This window comes from Methanobacterium sp., assembly GCA_039666455.1.
Lineage (GTDB): Archaea > Methanobacteriota > Methanobacteria > Methanobacteriales > Methanobacteriaceae > Methanobacterium_D.
In genome coordinates this window covers 1-18603 of the sequence record JAVSLW010000035.1, presented here as the reverse complement: position 1 = coordinate 18603, position 18603 = coordinate 1, and the positions used below count along the sequence as shown (strand labels likewise).

General features: G+C 35.5%; 23 protein-coding genes. 6 read left to right on the top strand and 17 right to left on the bottom strand.

From position 1 onward, the window contains the following. Window positions 1-2: 2 nt before the first annotated feature. The 4 genes from cobA to PQ963_09195 are packed head-to-tail and all read right to left on the bottom strand — an operon-like array spanning window position 3 to window position 2409. Complete coding sequence (gene cobA / locus PQ963_09210) at window positions 3-710, bottom strand: uroporphyrinogen-III C-methyltransferase (protein ID MEN4029844.1); 708 nt, start codon at window positions 708-710, stop codon at window positions 3-5. Between the two features lie 4 nt (window positions 711-714). Continuing rightward, on the bottom strand, window positions 715-1374 hold the full coding sequence (gene purQ / locus PQ963_09205) for a phosphoribosylformylglycinamidine synthase subunit PurQ (protein ID MEN4029843.1): 660 nt from the start codon (window positions 1372-1374) through the stop codon (window positions 715-717). An 18-nt stretch (window positions 1375-1392) separates the two neighbouring features. Beyond that, window positions 1393-1647, bottom strand: coding sequence for a phosphoribosylformylglycinamidine synthase subunit PurS (purS, locus tag PQ963_09200; GenBank protein MEN4029842.1), 255 nt, complete (start codon window positions 1645-1647; stop codon window positions 1393-1395). A 15-nt stretch (window positions 1648-1662) separates the two neighbouring features. Then, window positions 1663-2409, bottom strand: a complete 747-nt coding sequence (locus PQ963_09195; protein MEN4029841.1) for a phosphoribosylaminoimidazolesuccinocarboxamide synthase — start codon at window positions 2407-2409, stop codon at window positions 1663-1665. A gap of 125 nt (window positions 2410-2534) precedes the next feature. Here PQ963_09195 and glmS point away from each other — a divergent pair, with 125 nt between their 5' ends. Continuing rightward, window positions 2535-4313, top strand: coding sequence for a glutamine--fructose-6-phosphate transaminase (isomerizing) (gene glmS, locus PQ963_09190; GenBank protein ID MEN4029840.1), 1779 nt, complete (start codon window positions 2535-2537; stop codon window positions 4311-4313). A gap of 17 nt (window positions 4314-4330) precedes the next feature. Here glmS and PQ963_09185 read toward each other — a convergent pair whose 3' ends face one another. Beyond that, complete coding sequence (locus tag PQ963_09185; GenBank protein ID MEN4029839.1) at window positions 4331-5125, bottom strand: response regulator; 795 nt, start codon at window positions 5123-5125, stop codon at window positions 4331-4333. 178 nt (window positions 5126-5303) lie between these two features. Between PQ963_09185 and PQ963_09180 the strand changes: the two genes are divergently transcribed. Then, window positions 5304-5456 carry a hypothetical protein gene (locus tag PQ963_09180; protein ID MEN4029838.1) on the top strand — a complete coding sequence of 51 codons (153 nt, stop codon included), beginning with the start codon at window positions 5304-5306 and terminating at the stop codon, window positions 5454-5456. A gap of 16 nt (window positions 5457-5472) precedes the next feature. On the opposite strand, the gene PQ963_09175 is transcribed toward PQ963_09180, so the two are convergent. The 3 genes from PQ963_09175 to PQ963_09165 are packed head-to-tail and all read right to left on the bottom strand — an operon-like array spanning window position 5473 to window position 8829. Next, on the bottom strand, window positions 5473-5727 hold the full coding sequence (locus PQ963_09175; GenBank protein MEN4029837.1) for an SWIM zinc finger family protein: 255 nt from the start codon (window positions 5725-5727) through the stop codon (window positions 5473-5475). Window positions 5728-5739: 12 nt separating this feature from the next. Then, window positions 5740-8016 carry a DEAD/DEAH box helicase gene (locus PQ963_09170; protein ID MEN4029836.1) on the bottom strand — a complete coding sequence of 759 codons (2277 nt, stop codon included), beginning with the start codon at window positions 8014-8016 and terminating at the stop codon, window positions 5740-5742. Window positions 8017-8055: 39 nt separating this feature from the next. Further along, a complete protein-coding gene (locus PQ963_09165) occupies window positions 8056-8829 on the bottom strand; it encodes an exodeoxyribonuclease III (GenBank protein MEN4029835.1) in 774 nt (257 codons plus the stop codon). A gap of 659 nt (window positions 8830-9488) precedes the next feature. Between PQ963_09165 and PQ963_09160 the strand changes: the two genes are divergently transcribed. From PQ963_09160 to PQ963_09150, 3 genes are all read left to right on the top strand, one after another. Then, a complete protein-coding gene (locus PQ963_09160) occupies window positions 9489-10418 on the top strand; it encodes a sortase (protein MEN4029834.1) in 930 nt (309 codons plus the stop codon). A 107-nt stretch (window positions 10419-10525) separates the two neighbouring features. After that, window positions 10526-10720: a hypothetical protein gene (locus PQ963_09155; protein MEN4029833.1), complete on the top strand. Its 195-nt coding sequence runs from the start codon at window positions 10526-10528 to the stop codon at window positions 10718-10720. A gap of 230 nt (window positions 10721-10950) precedes the next feature. Further along, complete coding sequence (locus PQ963_09150) at window positions 10951-11760, top strand: PIG-L family deacetylase (protein MEN4029832.1); 810 nt, start codon at window positions 10951-10953, stop codon at window positions 11758-11760. Between the two features lie 41 nt (window positions 11761-11801). Here PQ963_09150 and PQ963_09145 read toward each other — a convergent pair whose 3' ends face one another. Continuing rightward, window positions 11802-12689, bottom strand: coding sequence for a PfkB family carbohydrate kinase (locus PQ963_09145; GenBank protein MEN4029831.1), 888 nt, complete (start codon window positions 12687-12689; stop codon window positions 11802-11804). Between the two features lie 250 nt (window positions 12690-12939). On the opposite strand from PQ963_09145, the gene PQ963_09140 reads away from it, so the two are divergent. Further along, a complete protein-coding gene (locus PQ963_09140; protein MEN4029830.1) occupies window positions 12940-15219 on the top strand; it encodes a CDC48 family AAA ATPase in 2280 nt (759 codons plus the stop codon). A gap of 3 nt (window positions 15220-15222) precedes the next feature. Here PQ963_09140 and PQ963_09135 read toward each other — a convergent pair whose 3' ends face one another. The 8 genes from PQ963_09135 to rrp42 are packed head-to-tail and all read right to left on the bottom strand — an operon-like array spanning window position 15223 to window position 18559. Then, window positions 15223-15906, bottom strand: a complete 684-nt coding sequence (locus PQ963_09135; GenBank protein ID MEN4029829.1) for a HisA/HisF family protein — start codon at window positions 15904-15906, stop codon at window positions 15223-15225. Next, window positions 15903-16160 carry a DUF3194 domain-containing protein gene (locus PQ963_09130; GenBank protein MEN4029828.1) on the bottom strand — a complete coding sequence of 86 codons (258 nt, stop codon included), beginning with the start codon at window positions 16158-16160 and terminating at the stop codon, window positions 15903-15905. The genes PQ963_09135 and PQ963_09130 overlap by 4 nt, the downstream gene beginning before the upstream one ends. A gap of 10 nt (window positions 16161-16170) precedes the next feature. After that, window positions 16171-16521, bottom strand: a complete 351-nt coding sequence (locus tag PQ963_09125; GenBank protein MEN4029827.1) for a prefoldin subunit beta — start codon at window positions 16519-16521, stop codon at window positions 16171-16173. Between the two features lie 33 nt (window positions 16522-16554). Then, window positions 16555-16824, bottom strand: a complete 270-nt coding sequence (locus tag PQ963_09120; GenBank protein MEN4029826.1) for a KEOPS complex subunit Pcc1 — start codon at window positions 16822-16824, stop codon at window positions 16555-16557. Next, window positions 16821-17288: a ribosomal biogenesis protein gene (locus tag PQ963_09115; protein ID MEN4029825.1), complete on the bottom strand. Its 468-nt coding sequence runs from the start codon at window positions 17286-17288 to the stop codon at window positions 16821-16823. The genes PQ963_09120 and PQ963_09115 overlap by 4 nt, the downstream gene beginning before the upstream one ends. A gap of 29 nt (window positions 17289-17317) precedes the next feature. Beyond that, window positions 17318-17449 (bottom strand): DNA-directed RNA polymerase subunit P, encoded by a 132-nt coding sequence (locus PQ963_09110; protein ID MEN4029824.1) that lies wholly within the window; start codon window positions 17447-17449, stop codon window positions 17318-17320. Continuing rightward, complete coding sequence (gene rpl37A / locus PQ963_09105) at window positions 17450-17719, bottom strand: 50S ribosomal protein L37Ae (GenBank protein ID MEN4029823.1); 270 nt, start codon at window positions 17717-17719, stop codon at window positions 17450-17452. It abuts the gene before it with no gap. 48 nt (window positions 17720-17767) lie between these two features. Further along, window positions 17768-18559 carry an exosome complex protein Rrp42 gene (gene rrp42 / locus PQ963_09100; protein ID MEN4029822.1) on the bottom strand — a complete coding sequence of 264 codons (792 nt, stop codon included), beginning with the start codon at window positions 18557-18559 and terminating at the stop codon, window positions 17768-17770. Window positions 18560-18603: the final 44 nt, after the last annotated feature.

Genomic DNA, 18603 nt, shown 5'->3' with positions numbered 1-18603 from the left:
AATTAAACCTCTTTGATTTCTTTAAAAACATCTACTACATGTCCTATAACTATTAGTGCGGGCGGTTTAATCTTCTTTTCCTGTATGTTTTTAAGAGTACCTGTAATCACGCGCTGGTTTTCCATGGTGCCATTTTCTATTACACACACTGGAGTGTCAGGATCCCTGTATTTCATTATTTCAGCAACATTATCTTTTAAATTTCCAATACCCATAAGAATTATTAATGTGTCAGCTGTAAAATCCCACTTCACCTGTTTTGAGTCTTTAGTTGGGTCTTCATGGCCGGTTACGATGGTGAATGAAGTTGCAACACCTCTATGGGTAACTGGAAGCCCAATTGTTGTAGGAACACCAATTGCTGAAGTTACACCCGGAATTAACTTGAAATCTATCCCTTCTTTCACAAGGACAAGTATTTCTTCGCCACCCCTTCCAAATACAAATGGATCGCCTCCTTTAAGCCTTACAACAGTATCATTTTCTTTTGCTTCTTTAACCAGAATTTTATTAATTTCATCCTGACTCTTAGAGTGATGTCCTGCCTGTTTACCCACATAAATGAGCCGGGCACCTTCTGCATGATTTAAAATTTCTTCATTTGCAAGTTTATCATATAATACTACATCAGCTTCTTTCAATGCTTTAACTGCTTTTAGAGTGATTAGCTCTGGATCTCCAGGGCCCGCGCCCACTAAATAAACAACCATGTATTCACCACTTTGTAAAGTTTACCATTCCCTTGAAGAATTTTAAACCATCATCTGAACCTAAAACTGCTTCAGAAGCTCTTTCTGGGTGGGGCATTACTGCACAGATGAGTCCGCTTTCATCACAGACTCCTGTAATTGCTTCCATAGATCCGTTTGGGTTTTCTCCTTCAAACTGCAGCACAATCTGGTCTTCTTCATAAAGTTTTTCAATTTCTCCACTGTAGTAACGGCCTTCAGCATGTGCTATGGGCATTTCTATTATTTCATTTTTTTTGTACATGCTTGTAAATGGGGTTCTTGTTGAACTGACTTTTAATTCAGCTCTTTTACAGATAAATCGGGCATTTTTGTTGTTTGTAAAAACTCCGGGGACCAGGCCCACCTCTGCAAGTATCTGGGCACCATTGCAGATTCCAAGAACTGGTTTTTCTTCTTTAACTACATCTTTAACGCCTTCAATAACAGGGGTGATGCTTGCTATTGCTCCAGCCCTCAAATAATCTCCATAAGAGAATCCTCCAGGGATTACGATGGCATCAAAATCGGTTAAATCTCTCTGGTTCCACCAGATGTAATCAGGTTCTCCTCCTGCAAGTTTAATGGCATGAAAGACGTCTCTATCGCAGTTTGAACCTGGAAAACGTATGATTCCTACTTTCATTATTTTTCCTCAATATAGTTACAATAATTTACTGGTTATTTTAATTTCATAATCATGAATTACAGGATTGCAGAGAAGTCTCTGACACATGTCCTCTGTCTTCTCCAGGGCAAGTTCTTCATTTTTTTCATCAACTGTAAACTTAATTATTTTGATGGTATCTGTGTCTTCAACTTTGTATCCTAAAAGAGCAAGCGCTCTTTGTATTGTTGAAGCTTCAGGGTTTAACATGCCTTTTTTAAGGCTTATTTTAACTTCAGCATCGTATTTCATAGAATCACCAGAATTCTAAAATTCAACATTCCATCTTTTTTTATCTTCTTCCTCAAGTATTATTGTAGCAACTCTTTTATAAGCATCGATAACTCCAGATTCTCCCTGTCTAAATAAATCCTTGTCCAGAACATCGCATGTTTCACTGTCCCAGAACCTGCAGGTATCTGGACTTATTTCATCTCCTAAAATTAAGTTTCCCTCATCATTGTAACCGTACTCAATTTTAAAGTCAGGGAATAGAAGTCCTTTAGATTCCAGAAAATCCTTTAAAACTCTGTTAATTTTTAAAGTGGTTTCCCTTATAATTTTAAGTTTTTCTCTATCCGTAAGACCCAGTGCAATTGCAATATCGTCGTTTAACATTGGATCTCCATATTCGTCGCTTTTGTAGTCGATCTGTATAATTGGGGGATCGAATGTTTGTTCTGGTTTAAATGGATAATTTCTAAGCAAACTTCCAGCAGCTATATTCCTGGTTATTACTTCAAGGGGGATCATTTCAAGCTTCCATGAAAGCATACAGCCCGGTTTTATGAGCTTTATATACTGGGTTTTTATCCCGGCGTTTTCAAGTATTTCAAAGAATTTTGCTGAAATTATTGAGTTCCAGTAGCCTTTTTGATTGATTTTATCTTTTTTAGCACCGTCTCCTGCAGTAATATCATCTCTAAATTCTACAGCTACTTTTTTAGGGTCATCAGTTTCATACACACTTTTAGCTTTTCCCTGATATATCAGCTTTCCAATTTTGATATTCATGTTTAACTCCGTTCCTTATATTTAAGTTCATAAGTATCAAATATATATACATATAATTACAATTAAGTGTTATTGGTTGAAAGAATAAAAATAACTATGATTAATTAACGCCATTCGGTGAAACCATGTGCGGAATAATAGGATGTATATTGGACAATAAAAAAGCTGCCCCTGTACTTTTAGAATGTGTAAAACGATTAGAATACAGAGGTTATGATTCTGTAGGCATAGCAACTTCTGGAAGTGAAATAGATATTAAAAAAGACAGTGGTAAGATTGATGACGTTCAGGAGAATTTAAATCTGACAGATTTAGCAGGGAAAATGGGAATAGCACATGTTAGATGGGCAACCCATGGCGTTCCAACAAAAGAAAACGCTCACCCCCATACAGACTGTAAAAATAAAATAGCCGTGGTGCATAATGGAATTATAGAAAACTATAAAGAACTAAAAGATGAATTAATAGAAAAAGGGCACGTTTTTAAATCTGAAACCGATACTGAAGTGATTCCGCACCTTATAGAAAAATATATGGATGAAGGAAATGATTTAGAAGATTCAGTACGACTTGCAGTAAAAAATCTAAAGGGTTCTTACGCGCTTGCAGCAATTTCCTCTGAAGAACCAGATAAAGTTGTGGGGGTTAGAAAAGAAAGTCCCCTTATAGTTGGAAAAGGTGAAACTGAATTTTTCATAGCTTCTGACGCACCTGCTATTTTACAGCACACAAACAGAGTTATTTATTTAGAAGATAACGAAATAGTTGTTTTAAATGAGGATGGAATTGTTATAAAAAATGCTGACGGTAACATAGTCCAAAAAGAACTGGATACAGTAGATTGGACTCCAGACATGGCAGAAAAAGGAGGTTACAATCATTTCATGTTAAAGGAAATACATGAACAGCCTGAAGCCGTTAAAAATACTCTTCTTGAAGCATCTGAAATTAAAAAAATTGTACAGGAATTTCCAAAGTTCAATAGAGTATGTTTTGTAGCCTGCGGCACATCATACCATGCTTCCTTAACAGGCAAATATTTATTGGAAAATCTGCTTGAAATTCCAACAGATGTAATTCTTGCATCTGAATTTGAATATTCTGCAGGAACTCTGGATGAAAAAACACTGGTAATAGTTATAACCCAATCAGGAGAAACTGCAGACACACTTAAAGCTTTAAGACATGCAAATCGCAGGGCAAAAAGTCTTGCTATTGTTAACGTGCTTGGAAGTACAGTAACAAGGGAAGCAGGGTATGTTATATATACAAGAGCAGGTCCAGAAATTGGTGTTGCTGCAACAAAGACCTATGTAAGTCAATTAACATGTATTTATTTACTTGCTATATTTATGAGCAAAAAAGAAGAGTTACTGGAACAATTAAATAACCTTCCGCAATACATGGAAAGTGCGCTTGAAAAAGAAGATTCAATTAAAGAAATTGCTCAAAGATACAAGGATGCTTCTGACTTCTTCTTTATTGGAAGGGGTTTTTCCTATCCCACCGCTCTTGAAGGTGCACTGAAGCTTAAAGAAGTAACATACATTCATGGTGAAGGTTACGCTGCAGGTGAGCTAAAACATGGGCCTTTAGCACTTATAGATGATAATGTTCCAGTAGTAGCAGTTGCACCTCCAGGTAAAAGCCATGATAAAACATTGAGCAGTGTAGAAGAAGTAAAATCAAGGGGAGCTAAAATAATAGGTCTTGGATCTCTGGAAGATGATGTTTTGAAATCTAAAGTCCACGACTTTATTGGATTTGAAGATGAAATTGATGAAATGTTTCAAGCCATACCCTATGTGATACCACTACAGCTTTTATCATACCATATAAGTGTTTTAAGAGGTATTGACCCGGATAAACCTAAAAACCTGGCTAAATGCGTAACAGTTGACTGATGTAATTTGATGTCTTTTCATGTATTTGGATTTAAATTCAAATCTAAAACATAGTGTTCCTCTACAAAATAGCCTCTTTCACCTAATTCTTTTATTATTTCCACCAGATTTTCAAGATCGCCTGACTCTGCAGACTGGACTTTAATATCTTTTTCACTGACAGATAATTTATTATTCGCTACTTTAAAGTCTTCTGCTACTTTTAACCATAGGCTTTTGGGAACTCTTTCATTAAAGAGTCTTATATTGCTGTGGGTTTCTTCTTTTCCGGTAGAATGAATACTTATTTTATCAAATGATTGGATTTTTTCCTCTAATCTTTTTTTCACATCATCTATTTCTCCAATGCCTCTTTTTTTTAATTCTTCAGTATATTTATTGATTAATTCAATTAAATCATCTCTACTTTTAATCAATTCTTTTTCAACGTTTTTACGTTCTATTGCATAATTTATGGATCTTGAAAGCAATTTACTGTTGATATCTCCTTTCATTAGATAATCCTGAGCACCTTCACGTACAGCCATTAAGGCCATTTCTTCGTCGTTTAAGCCACTTAATATAACAATTGGCACTTTCGGTGCACTTTTATGTGCTTTTTTAAAGGTTTTCCATCCCACACTGTCAGGTAAACTAAGATCTAAAAGTAAAATATCAACCTGGTGTTTATCAAGATATATAAGTCCTTCTTGAAGAGTTGTAAAGTGAATTAACTCATATCGGGGTTTTGAAATCTCTTTAAACATCTCGCTTATTAAACGGATGTCTGCAGCATTATCCTCAATAATAAGTACTTTAATGACACTTAACAAATTTTCACCTCCAATATTCATGTTATTAAACTTCTTTAAAATACTTTAAACAATACATATTAATTTTATTATTTAGTATTATTAAATTATAGTAACGAATATAACTTGAACTTATTTTTAATATGACTTTAGCAGGTAAGCGATGAAATAAAAGATCTGGAAAAATTAGAGGGTGTACTTGTACAAGTTTAAGGCAGAATATGCAGAGTTAGCTTCAAATATATCCACTGCACTTGAAAAATATAACAACAATAACAAAAAAGCGCTTGATTTGTTTAAGCTTAAAAATGAACAGTTAATAAACAAAATTGAGATGCTTAACTCTAAATAGATATATAAATTCAGTTTTATTTCATCTCTAATTCTGCAACTTTAAAAAAGACCGCCCAAAGGTGCTTGCAGATATAGCTTCCAGGTTCTTTTTCGCTGCGCCACTGATAATCATCACAGTCGCATAGCCACATGTTTTCATACATGCTAACCTGATAGACATTCTTTCCAGAGCTCTCTACATTAAAAATCATTAAATCCTCTTCAATTAATTCAATTTCAATATGGCCTTTTCTGTAGAGTTTTAATCCTTCCTGCCTCCTGTTTACCATAATTAATCCCTATTATCTTTCTATTTCCATTAAATGAAGTATTTGATCCAGTAAAAAAAGAGTTCCTTCTTTATTCAGGGGATTGTTATCATTTCCACATTTTGGTGAGTATATACATGCTGGACAGCCTTCTTCACAGGTACAGTCTTTAACAAGTTCCTGTGTCATCAAAGTTATTTCTTCAATCAGGTCAAATGCTTTCCATGTTAAACCTATACCTCCTTCAAACCCATCATAAATGAAAACTGTTGCCATTTCAGTATCTTCGTGATAGGCTGTGGAAACTCCTCCAATATCAAATCTATCGCACATCACATGAAAAGGAATAACAGCAATCATAGCATGTTCAAGCCCATGAATACCTCCTTCAAATACTTCTTTACCACTTATAGCAGATTCAACATCTTCTTTAAGGTTTTCAGGTAATGTAAACCACATTCCTTTGGTTTTAAATTGAATTGGAGGTAACTTTAGATTCCTTACGCTTACCACTTTACTTTTTTCAATTACCTTGTACTTAGGATATGATTCGCTTACTTTTAATTCACCAAATGAAATTTTAAGGTTCCCTACATTTTTCTCTTTTGTAGTTTTTAATACATTTATTTCAATATCTTTTTGAACAGTGGTATGGCTGTTCACGTCTTTTTTAACCACTTTTATAGTGTTTTTGGCTAAATTGAAATCGTGCACAATGTAAGTCTCTCCTTTATTTATAAGTACTGCTCCCTGGTGTGCTTCGGTGTAAGCCTGTCTTTTATCCATTGTTTCAAGAACCTGACCTTTATGGTAAACTTTAAAAGTTTCTGAAGATATGTTTCCAAGATTTACCTTAAATGGAGGATAATCTGAGCCAGAGTAAATCCATCCAGAACCAGATTTTTCAATTAATTTTTTCTCTTTTAAAGACTTGAGGTGTTTGCAAACATCGTTTTCAAAGTCAATTTTAATCAGTTCGGGGCGCACTGGCATTTCATTTGCAGCACACATTAAATGTCCTGAAATAATCTGTGGATTGGATAAATCAATTATAGCATGTTCATGAGGTTTGTCAAAGAAAACCTGTGGATGCTTCATAAAATACTGGTCAAGTGGATTCTGAAATGCCACAAAAGCAACAATGGAATCATCTGTTCTTCTACCTGCTCTACCTGCCTGCTGCCAGATGGACATCAAAGTTCCAGGATAGCCTGAAATTATCACACTATCTAAAGAACCTATATCTATTCCTAATTCAAGCGCGTTAGTAGCAGTAACACCTTTTAAAGTCCCTTTTTTAAGCCCATTTTCTATTTTACGCCTGTCTTCTGCAAGATAACCCGCCCGGTAAGCTGAAATTTTACCTGCCAGACTTTCATCAATTTCTGCAATTTCCTTTTTGGAACGCCTTGCAATCAATTCTGCCATTTTACGGGATGTTGCAAAACAGAGGGTCTGTAAATTATTTAATAGAAAGAGCTGGAATAAATTTTGGGATTCTAAATGAGTGGTGGTTTTTCCAGAACCATCATAATAAGGATTATAAAATATAAAATGTTTTTTACCTTTAGGCGAGCTATCAGCAGATACTAAACTGAATTTAAGGCCCACTAATTTTTCGCTAAACTCCTGAGGATTTGCAAGTGTTGCTGTTGATAAAATAAACTGAGGATTGGAACCATAATAATTGCAGATTCTTAGAAATCTTCTGATTAAAAACGCCACATTAGATCCAAAAACGCCCCTGTATTGATGTGCTTCGTCAACAACAACATATTTAAGGTTACCTATAAACTTTTCCCACTGGTGGTGCCATGGAAGAACGTTGTGCATCTCATAGGGGTTGGTTACTATTATTCTTGAAGTTTTTCTGATCTTCCTTTTTTTCTCTCTATCTGTATCTCCATCGTATACTTCGGGATTCATGCCCATTCCACAGTATTTTTCAAGTTCCTTCATGTATTTAAGCTGATCATTAGCAAGGGCCTTGGCTGGATAAATGTAAAGTGCTGTTGCATCAGTATCACTGGCTAATTTCTCAAAAATAGGTATATTAAAAGAAAGGGTCTTACCTGAAGCTGTGGGGGTGGTTATAATTACATTATCTCCCTTACGCAGGATATCTATTACTTTGCACTGGTGCTTGTAAAGACGGATGTTTTTTCTTGATAAATAATTTTTTATATACTGTGGTAAGATTGCTCTGGTTTCTCCATAGACTGCTTCCTGTGGTTTTAAGGTTTCAATATGTTCTACCCTGTTTTTATACCACTTTCTTGATTTTAACGTATCCAGTGTGTCTTTAATCATTAATGATTCCTTTTTATATAGTTTTTAATTTATCTTTTTTTATAATTCTAATTCTAAGTCCACCGGACAATGGTCAGAACCCATAACTTCATCAAGTATGCCTGCAGACTTTACTTTATCTTTAAATTCTTCATTTACAAAGAAATAATCAAGTCTCCACCCAACATTCCGTTCTCTTGCTCTGGTCCTGTAACTCCACCAGGTATACTGCTCAGGTTCATTATTAAACATTCTGAAAGTGTCTAAATATCCGTTTTTAAGAAATTTATCAATCCACGCTCGCTCAACAGGTAAAAATCCAGAGATTTTCTCGTTAGCTTTTGGCCTTGCAAGATCTATCTCTTTATGTGCAGTATTTAGATCTCCGCAAATAACTATGTTTCTACCCTCTGCTTTTAGCCTGTTTGCGTGATCAAGAAGTGCCTCGTAAAATTCCAGTTTGTAATCAAGTCTTTCTTTAGACATCTTACCGTTGGGGAAGTATATGTTCAATAAAACGAATTTTTCATAGTCAGCAATTAAAATCCTTCCTTCACTATCAAATTTTGGAATTCCAAATCCATATTCTACCTTTTTTGGTTTTATTTTTGAGTAGATAGCCACACCACTGTACCCTCTCCTTTCTGCCTGGCAAAAGTAAGGATAGTATCCATCAACTCTTTTTAAAGCCCTGGGCAGCTGATCATAGGAAACTTTGGTCTCTTGAAGGCACAGTATTTGGGGTTCTTCACTTTTAAACCATTCAAGAAATCCTTTCCTGTGCACAGCTCTTAATCCATTTACATTCCATGAAATGATCCTTATTTCTCCCATATTCTCACCAGATTAGATAATTCTATGAGGCTGTCTATAACCAGACACTTTAGCAGTCATGATATTTATTTCTGGTTATAAAGCCGTCGAAAACCGTAGGTTTTCGAGGCCGTCAAAAAATCTTCGATTTTTTGGGGCCACAGAACAAAGTTCTGTAAGGCAGAGAAAACGAAAGCCCACGAACACGGAGTGTTCGGGGCCCTCGGAAATTCTACGAATTTCCGGGGCATCGAAAATCAAAGATTTTCGAAGGCCCCAAAATCGTGGATTTTGTGGGTTTTCTCCTGCATCAAACACTACGTGTTTGAAAGCCGTCGAAAATCTTCGATTTTCGGGCAGTCAAAATTCGGAGAATTTTGAAAGCCGTCGAACACTTCGTGTTCGAGGCATCAAACACTACGTGTTTGAAAGATCTATCCTCGCTTATTTTTGTTCAGATTTTAAGTTCCAAGACAACCTTCCATCTTATATTAATTTAATTATCCCTGTTTTAGTTTATAGCTTTAATTGATGTTTATCGGTCTTAGAAAGGACCTCATGTATATTTTAATATAAAATTCATATTAGTTATGATTATATACTGGGTTGGCCAAAAATATAAATACAATAAGAATGATGAAGAAATGAGTATAGAGACATAAAAATAGGTGGTTAATAATTTGAATAGGTATATGATTCTTATCCTGGGTTTATTAATTATTGTCATTTTTGCATTTGAACCAGAAGATGGTGAAATTGCAGGTATTGGGACTAAACATTTTGATAATGGAGAAATTTCTTTTGATTATCCAGATACATGGAATGAAACAAATGGTACAGGTTCTAATGTGGTGTCGTTTACAGATGCTAATGGATTAAAGGTTAAAGTTTTCAAATTAAGAACACCACCTAACTATGATTTAGCCCGTCGCCTTAATTTAGATGCAGCAGGAACTATAGATGAAAATTTTCTGCTTGTATCAGAGAAAAACGTTACAGTAAATGGAACAGCTGCCTATAAACGTGATTACAATGTTACTGGAGAAAATGGAACACAACAAAGAAAAGAAGTTTGGATTAAGAAAAATAACCTGATTTACGGCATAATTTTAACAGCTCCAGGTGAAGTAAATGGAAATTCACTGGATACACTGGTTAGCAGTTTAAAAATAAATGAGTCTAATGCTGATCCAAAATACAACGGCTGGGCTGAAATTGTAATGCCGGACATTAATGCCCGGTGGAAGTTCAGTTCATGGTCGCTGAATACGCCCGGTGCTGTTTATCACATACCCCATAGTTATTTCCCTGGAGAAATGGGACAAATGGCTTTATTAGGTCATCGTACTACCCGTCATGCACCATTTTTGCATATAAATAAATTAAAACCAGGAAACAGCATTATAATAAATGATTTTTTAACACAGAAGAAATATACTTATCATGTTACTTCAAATAATGACGTAAGATGGGGCGTAAAATGGAACAACATTGATTATCAGGCAAGCGAAGAACCACAGTTACTCCTTGTTACCTGTCATCCTCCGGGATTTTCAAGGGCAGCGTTGATTATTCATTCCAGGCTTGTTGATGTGAAACCACTAAACTAAAAAAATAAAAAAATATAAATCTATGGTTATCAAATTAAATACAGAAAAAAGAGATGAACTTTAATTTAAATTACACATTTTTTTTAATTTTAAGTAAAGGTGATTTAATGGCAGATGTACCAGTCAGTGGATTTTTAATCTATTCTCATGTACTTCCAGCAATAATTGGATTTTTAGGCATACTTTTTATTGCAAACGGTATTATGGACAGAAAAATGCAGTATACTATTGTAGGAGTAGCACTCTTTTTTGCTGCAGGAGTTTTACCATTCTTGATTCTTCCATTTATTTTAGGAATATAAAAATTTATTTTAATTATTTAAAATGATACCCTATTTTGCTTTTTACAGTTCAGTTTTTTTATTTTTACATTTTTAATGGATTTTAAGGAATATTCTTTTTATAAACTAAGCATACAAGTCAACTTTTAAGTAATAATTGTATTTTTTGTTTGTTGCGTGAAACTTTATATGTAATTAAATACTATTAAATTTCAAGAAATTTGGGACATCTAAGCAGGTGAAGAATACAGATGAGACGACAAATAAAGTTCTTAGTATTGATTTTACTAATTTCAGTTATTATAAGTGGATTGGCATCGCTTTTAAATGTAATTAATAACGCTGATTCTCAGTTCCTTCCAATTACTGATCAAAATAATCAATTCAATCAACCCAATGTTACAGCAAATATTTCTAATGAATTAACTTCTAATAAAGTGGCTATTATTTTACCCCATCCCGATGACGAAGCTATTGGCATGGGTGGATGGATACAAAAACTGAAAAGTCAAGGTAAAGAAATTCATTGTGTTTTATTAACTTCTGGAAATGGCATAACCAGTAAAGTTCCACTTTGTAATAATTATTATGGGCTGAACATCCCGCAAAATGCGTCGGCAGCAGAAAGAAAAAAAATTATTCGGGAAGATTCATTCAAAAGAGTAATGAATATATTTGAATGTTCATATGAAATGATGGGTATTGATGATGGTACAGTAACTACTGAAATGGTATATAATGTAATGGAAAAAATGTATAGAGATGGATATACTGAATTTTACACAACTACGGGAGATTATAATGTAGATCATTTAAGCTGTCACAATGCAATGAAGTCTATGCTGGAAAAATATCCACAACTTAAATATCGGCAATTCCCTGTTTATTGGCACTCCTCACCTAAATACAAGCCTATGCCTATTGTTAACAACTATACAGATTATAATATAAAAGAACATCTTCCTAAAAAGCAGGAAGCATTTGAAGTATATTACAACATAGAAATTTTTAAAAGAGGCCTGTACAAAATGGATATAGAAAGAATATATTATATAAATTAGCATAATGATTATTACATATTGCTTTTAAATGACTTTTTCATTTAATTCATGATTTTTTTGCATATATTCATAATTGACCTCCTTTCTCCCTTAAAAGGACCTTTGTTTTCAAGTTTAAGAGCTGATGCTGCTGCAGCAAAGAGTCCACACTTTTTTGGATCTTCTGTTTCAAGTTTACAGGCTGCATAAGCTGCCATGTATGTATCTCCAAGTCCTGTAGGGTCTTCAATTTTCTGGGGTTTAAAGGCAGGAATTATGTATGATTTATCCAGTTTTGCAGAGTAAATAAATGATCCATAACTTCCACAGGTTATTATAACCTCTTCAGGCCCAAAAGATGTAAGTATTCTTGCAGTTTTCCCCAGTGAATATCTTTTTCCAAGGATAATGGAAGATTCATTTTCATCCATAAATAGAATGTCAATGTGCTTTAAAAATTTTTTAAATCCGCTCCAGGGCTTCAATACAATTCTATTCCCATTAATATGTCTTAAATATCCCTGTGCTCCAAGATAAATCGGTGTTTTTAGTTTTGATAACTCCTCAATTGTTTTAAAAGGAATGTCATAGGGACAGAGAGGTCCTAAAAGAAGGATATCTGAATCATTAATATGATTTGAAATGTTTTTAATCGGATTTTGTGGGATTTTTGCCTTCTGTATTCTGTGATTGGGGTCATTATCTGGATAAATATTCTGGAATTTTATTGTTTCATTTACATAAAATGGGATGATATCTACACTGGATGGAAATGCCTTCAATAAATACTCATCATCCCTGGAAATGGTTATAAGTGCTCGGGTATTGATTTTGAGGTTTGATAACACACTTGACTGATAAAATACAGGCCCACCAGCAGATTTATAATTTAAACTGCCTTTTATTATGGTATCCTGGGTTACAGGGCCTATTAACGTTATGTGGGACATGTTATCACGTATATTTACATTAAGTGGTAATTTATTTATTAAATTTATTATAATCTAATGATACATATTCTAATCTCGTTAAAACAGATTATTATACATTATTTTGAAATAAAAAGTATAAAATGTTTGTGATTAAGACATTGGTTTTGCAGTTACAATTTACCAATCATAAAATTTATAAATCATGTCCACATAAAATAATAATAAAAACAGTATTGTTTTTATTAATTTTGTTATAAGGGATGATTGTATGCCTGAAAACGGTGAAATCGAGCTAAGAGTTGCAGAATCGCTTCAAAAGGACGTTGGAAAGGGTATTGTTAGAATTGATAAAAGTTTACTCCATAAAATTGGTGCTGTGCCTGGAGATCTTGTGGAAATAATAGGTAAAAGATTAACAGGTGCCCTTGTTGGGGAAGCTTACCCTGCAGATGTTGGTCTTGAAATAGTGAGAATGGATGGCCTTACAAGGTCAAATGCAGGGACATCAATAAGCGAAATGGTAACAATAAGGAAGGCTGAAATTAGAGAGGCAAAAAAAATTGTTCTTGCTCCTGCAGTAAAAGGTATACGTATAATGGCCCCTGGAGAAATACTCAAAAGAAATCTGATGGGAAGGGCTGTTTCTAAGGGTGATGTTCTAACTTTGATATCTCCCAGAAGAACAAGGGAAACCTTCAGGGAATTTCCAGATGTTGGAAGCATATTCAGCGGGTTCTTTGATGTATCAACACCCTTTTCTCTTGGAGAAATAAAATTTGCTGTTGTATCAACCAGCCCTGCTGGTATCGTAAGGATCACTGAAATAACTGAAATTGAAATGCGCCCAGAAGCTGTAAAGATCATTGAAAAAAAGGTTCCAGACGTTACCTATGATGATGTGGGAGGGCTGAAAAAAGAAATATCAAGAGTAAGGGAGATGATAGAACTTCCATTGCGTCATCCAGAGATATTTGACAGGCTCGGCATTGACCCTCCTAAAGGGGTTCTTTTACACGGCCCTCCAGGCACTGGAAAAACCCTCCTTGCCAAGGCACTGGCCAATGAAAGCAATGCCAATTTCATAGCTATAAACGGTCCTGAAATCATGAGTAAATATGTTGGTGAGGCTGAAAAGAGGATAAGGGACTTTTTCAAGGATGCAGAAGACAGTGCACCATCCATATTATTTATAGATGAAATCGATGCCATAGCACCCCGGAGAGAAGAAGTCACCGGAGAGGTGGAAAGACGGGTTGTAGCCCAGATACTTGCACTTATGGATGGCCTAAAGGAGAGGGGCAAGGTTATAGTAGTAGGGGCAACCAACCGGCCAGATGCTCTTGACCCTGCCATTAGACGGCCGGGAAGGTTTGACAGAGAGATAGGACTGCGCGTTCCAGACAGAGAGGGTAGATGTGAAATACTGCAGATCCACACAAGAGGCATGCCCCTTGCAGATGATGTTCACCTTGACGAATTTTCTGAGATTACACATGGATTTGTAGGGGCAGATTTAGCTGCTCTCTGCCGTGAAGCTGCCATGAATGCACTTCGAAATGTACTGCCAGATATAGACCTTGAGGAATCCACAATTCCCAAAGAAATTTTAGAAAAGCTTTTTGTAACAAAGAAGGATTTTCTTGATGCACTTAAATTTATAAGCCCTTCTGCACTTCGTGAAGTTTTCATAGAGGTCCCAAACATTCACTGGGTTGATATTGGAGGACTGGACGAATTGAAACAGTCCTTAAAAGAAGTTGTGGAGTGGCCTATGAAATACCCGGATGCTTTTAAAACTATTGGAATCGAACCTCCCAAAGGAATACTTCTATTTGGGCCTCCAGGCACAGGTAAAACTATGTTATCTAAAGCTGTGGCCACAGAGTCCCAGGCTAACTTTATAAGCGTTAAAGGATCAGAGATACTCAGTAAATGGTTTGGAGAATCAGAGCGGAAGATATCTGAGATATTCAATAAGGCTAAACAGGCATCACCATGTATTGTATTTTTTGATGAACTGGACGCTATAGCCCCCATGAGAGGTACCGGGATTGGGGAGCCCCGTGTAGTTGAACGTATGGTGAACACGCTACTTTCTGAAATGGACGGATTAGAAGAATTAAAGGGAGTTATTGTTCTTGGAGCAACTAACAGGCCTGATCTACTTGATCCTGCACTACTTCGACCAGGGAGATTTGATGAAGTGGTTCTGGTACCTCCTCCAGATGAAAAATCTCGGCTGGAGATATTTAGGGTGCATGCAAAAGGCATGTCTCTTGATGGTGATGTGGACATAAAGGAATTGGCTAAAAAGACAGAAGGTTACTCTGGAGCGGATATAGCTGCTCTCTGCAGAAAGGCAGGTATGCTTGCACTTCACGAAAACATTGAAAACAAAAAAGTCTCTTTGAAGCACTTTAAAGAGGCCATGGAACGAACAGGACCATCAATAACACCGGAACTGGTCAGACATTATGAAAGTATAACCCAGAAACTTGAAAGGGGTCTGGAACCAAAGGCAAGAGAAGAGTTTAGAGAAGTGGCCTGATAACTAAAATTTGATCTTTAATTTACCCTTATGAAGTGCTGAACCCACTAAAAATTTATTCAATCCTGCCTTTTCAAGTTGAATTATGTCTTCATCTCTTATGCCGCCCCCAATAATCAATGATCCTCCAATTGCATTGATTTTTTTTATTAAGTCCATATTTACGCCACTTTCTGATCCAACTTTTGAAATATCAAGTAGTATGACTTCAGGAGGGTTTATTTCTTTAATTTTTTGAATTAACTCTTCAAGACTTATTTTTAAGTACTTGCTGAAAAGTTTTCTGTTTTTAATGTCTATTGATATTATCAATCTATCCTCTGGAAAACTATTGAAAATTTGGTTCAAGTCTTCAATATTTTTAAGAGTTTCTGTTGCAACTATGACATAATCCGCAGCTTCAAGTGCAATTTTTACACTTGCTATATCGTTTGCACCACAGTCAATCATTACAGAGACTATGTCATTAATATTTTTGATTACCTGAAAATTAGATCCTTTACCTTCTATAGCGTCTAAATCTGCAATATAAATTCTTGATGCTCCAGCTTTACTTAATGCCTTTGCGATTTTAAGTGGTGAAGATGAATCATGAAATACTGTGTCCAGTGGTGTGTAGGTTTCTCTTTCACCTGATTTTCCTGAAACTGCAATTCTGTTCTTTAGATCTAAAACTGGTATTATCATTTAAGGATCTTTTCAATTTCTTTAATTGCATGTTCTGCAGCTTCATCTGCAATCCGAGGGTCTGCAGAAGAAAGATCATCGAATATAACATTAACCTGTACATCCACATCTAACTCGTCGTTGTAGATGAGTTCCACGCTAATATCAATGTCGATGATCTCTTTTTTTGAAACCCTGGATAAAATATAATCTTCTGCAGAAGACACTGCAGCTTCTGAGATTTCATCCAGTTTGGCATCAGAAAGTTTCTTCAATTGCGGACCTCTACTGTGCCCCTGGCCCCTGCATTGCTTCTTGAAGAGAAGCCTGCATTTCCTGAAGCCTGTTCATAATACGTTCTTCCTGTCTTTTGATGGTTTTTTCACGAAGCTTGAGGGTTTCAAGTTTATCTTCAAGTTCTCTGGTTATATCATCTTTTTTAACTTTTATAAGCAATGTTCCAGCACTTTTGTAGACATCTCCATCTTCTTCAATCTTTTTTAACTCTTTAAGCGCTTTTTCAGATTCTTTAATCTGCAGGTCAATGCTTTGTTTTTGCATTGAAATTGCCTGTGCCTGTTGCTGGGCCTGCTGAAATTGTGCTAATTGATGCTGTATATTTTGTGGAAGTTCCATAAATAATCACCAACCTTTTTTGTTAATTTACATTCAAACCAAACAATTTTGTTTCAACTTTTGAATGTCATAAGACAGTATTATCCACCTGAGATATGAATTTAGTGATGCTCGAGCGATGCGGGTATCTTCTGCATTGATTGTTAAATGCAGTGTGTTCTCCTTTAAACTGGCAGTTACAGAGGACCTATCTGAAGGTGCAGTTTTAAGTTCTACTTCTATTGTCTTTAAAACTACTTCTGCATCTTCCCTGTTTTCAAATTTTATTTTGAACTCTGCTTTTATGCATTCTGGGGCATTCATTCAAATCTTCTAACGTAAATTTTAGGGTTTACAACTGAACCATCATTGCCATAAAACTCAAATATGGCTTTACCGTCTCTTTTTTTAATCCAGAGCAGGTTTTCATTTGAGCCTTCACCATCCTCTTTTATTTCAAGGATGTCTAAGAGCTTCCCCTTTAGTTCGTCGACTTCACACCTTAGGGTCAGCTTATCTGGATTTATTCTGCCATCTAAATCTAAAATTGCCTCTGTAATATAGAGAGTTAGCAGAATTTCGCCTTTTTGATTGTAGAATTCAATTCTACTGGGGTTTCCTTTAATCTCAGAAACAACTGCAATTATTTTAAATCCAGATGCTTTAATTAAAACATCTCGAAAACTCATTTTGCCTCTGTTGGTATAATCAGCGTTTAATGCACGACTTAAGCTTCGGCAAAATGATCTTGTTTTAGCGGATGGTTTCCTTGATGTTGTTATAAACATTTGCTGCTGCCTTAAATAAAATATTTTATCTATCTGGCTTTTATATCTCTTTTAACTGGGGGAATTTCTTTAAAGAGGATTCTGTACCTGCATTTTGGACATTTTGCTTCAGTATATCCTTTAAGGTCAACTAAAGTACCGCATTTTGCACACTTGTACAATTATAAACCTCCAACAATCCTCTTGATGTTTCTTGCTGCTGTTCTGGCCATTGGAGTTTGTGGAACATATGCGCCGCCTGTAAATACAGTGCTGCACTTTCTACATTTCCATATACCTGTGCTTACTCTTTTAACACCGATTCTATCACATTGAGGACAGGTATGATCTTTTTTCATTTTTTCTTCTATACTTTTAACGGTTCTTTTTGCTTTTCTTCCGTATCTTGAACCGAAACGTCCTGTAATTCCTACTTTTTTGGTTTTTGCCATTTTATCACCCTATAAATATTAGTTTTTTTTTTATGTAAACGATTTTTTTTAAGGTAAATGTTCTCTAAGTTCTTTTGTTTTTTCACCTGTACTTTTAACTGCTTTAATTACTTCTTCGCGGGTTAGTGGATCTTCGCCACCCTTTTGCATTGCACACAGGCTGCCGTCTTCTCTAACAGCAACTGAAATTCGGGCACCCATAATATTTTCTTCTTCAAGTGAAGGGTCGACGACCAGCTCATCACCTATTTTTGCAAATGTACACATTAAAGGTTTTTCATTTATATGAAGTGGAATTTTATTTTCTTCATCCACAATAACCCGGGAGTCTTCAACACTTACAGAGGGTATTTTTGTGTTCATGAGTGCTGCTACACTTCCTAAAACTGCAGCATCTATCAAGTTACCATCGTAATCCAGAACATGAATGTCTAAAAATATCATCCATACTTTTTCACCTTCAAGTATGCATAGTTTTTCCAGATCAAGCACTTCACCTTCTCTTAAACAGCGGTCCACCACCCTTGCTATTTCTACAGATCTTTCATCAGGGGGCCCTGGCTCAAATGTAGGGGATGCCATGGGCAATAATTCTGAATTGGTCATCAAAACACCAACATTAGGAGTATCTGGGAAAGGTTCACCTATTTGAGGTTTTATTCCTATCATAATCTGGGTGTTACCTATTTTAACCCTTGCAGATCCTTCAGCCTTTTCAATTACTCCTACTTCAAGAGATATGTCTCTGTAATCGTATTTAGATCTACCGTCTGCACGCTCTCCTTTTTTGATAAGTTCAGTTATACTTTTTCTTGTAATTTCAGGAATAATACTACTCATTTTCTTCACCATACCTGTTTTTTATGGCTTCTTTTTGCACTTCA

Bases quoted from the DNA above. Each gene is read 5' to 3' on its own strand.
- PQ963_09125 (MEN4029827.1), bottom strand. From the start codon at position 16,521: ATGGAACTTCCACAAAATATACAGCATCAATTAGCACAATTTCAGCAG.
- PQ963_09165 (MEN4029835.1), bottom strand. From the start codon at position 8,829: ATGGGAGAAATAAGGATCATTTCATGGAATGTAAATGGATTAAGAGCT.
- PQ963_09175 (MEN4029837.1), bottom strand. From the start codon at position 5,727: ATGGTAAACAGGAGGCAGGAAGGATTAAAACTCTACAGAAAAGGCCAT.
- PQ963_09140 (MEN4029830.1), top strand. From the start codon at position 12,940: ATGCCTGAAAACGGTGAAATCGAGCTAAGAGTTGCAGAATCGCTTCAA.
- cobA (MEN4029844.1), bottom strand. From the start codon at position 710: ATGGTTGTTTATTTAGTGGGCGCGGGCCCTGGAGATCCAGAGCTAATC.
- PQ963_09195 (MEN4029841.1), bottom strand. From the start codon at position 2,409: ATGAATATCAAAATTGGAAAGCTGATATATCAGGGAAAAGCTAAAAGT.
- PQ963_09155 (MEN4029833.1), top strand. From the start codon at position 10,526: ATGGCAGATGTACCAGTCAGTGGATTTTTAATCTATTCTCATGTACTT.
- rpl37A (MEN4029823.1), bottom strand. From the start codon at position 17,719: ATGGCAAAAACCAAAAAAGTAGGAATTACAGGACGTTTCGGTTCAAGA.
- purS (MEN4029842.1), bottom strand. From the start codon at position 1,647: ATGAAATACGATGCTGAAGTTAAAATAAGCCTTAAAAAAGGCATGTTA.
- PQ963_09170 (MEN4029836.1), bottom strand. From the start codon at position 8,016: ATGATTAAAGACACACTGGATACGTTAAAATCAAGAAAGTGGTATAAA.
- PQ963_09135 (MEN4029829.1), bottom strand. From the start codon at position 15,906: ATGATAATACCAGTTTTAGATCTAAAGAACAGAATTGCAGTTTCAGGA.
- purQ (MEN4029843.1), bottom strand. From the start codon at position 1,374: ATGAAAGTAGGAATCATACGTTTTCCAGGTTCAAACTGCGATAGAGAC.
- rrp42 (MEN4029822.1), bottom strand. From the start codon at position 18,559: ATGAGTAGTATTATTCCTGAAATTACAAGAAAAAGTATAACTGAACTT.
- PQ963_09150 (MEN4029832.1), top strand. From the start codon at position 10,951: ATGAGACGACAAATAAAGTTCTTAGTATTGATTTTACTAATTTCAGTT.
- PQ963_09115 (MEN4029825.1), bottom strand. From the start codon at position 17,288: ATGTTTATAACAACATCAAGGAAACCATCCGCTAAAACAAGATCATTT.
- PQ963_09120 (MEN4029826.1), bottom strand. From the start codon at position 16,824: ATGAATGCCCCAGAATGCATAAAAGCAGAGTTCAAAATAAAATTTGAA.
- glmS (MEN4029840.1), top strand. From the start codon at position 2,535: ATGTGCGGAATAATAGGATGTATATTGGACAATAAAAAAGCTGCCCCT.
- PQ963_09145 (MEN4029831.1), bottom strand. From the start codon at position 12,689: ATGTCCCACATAACGTTAATAGGCCCTGTAACCCAGGATACCATAATA.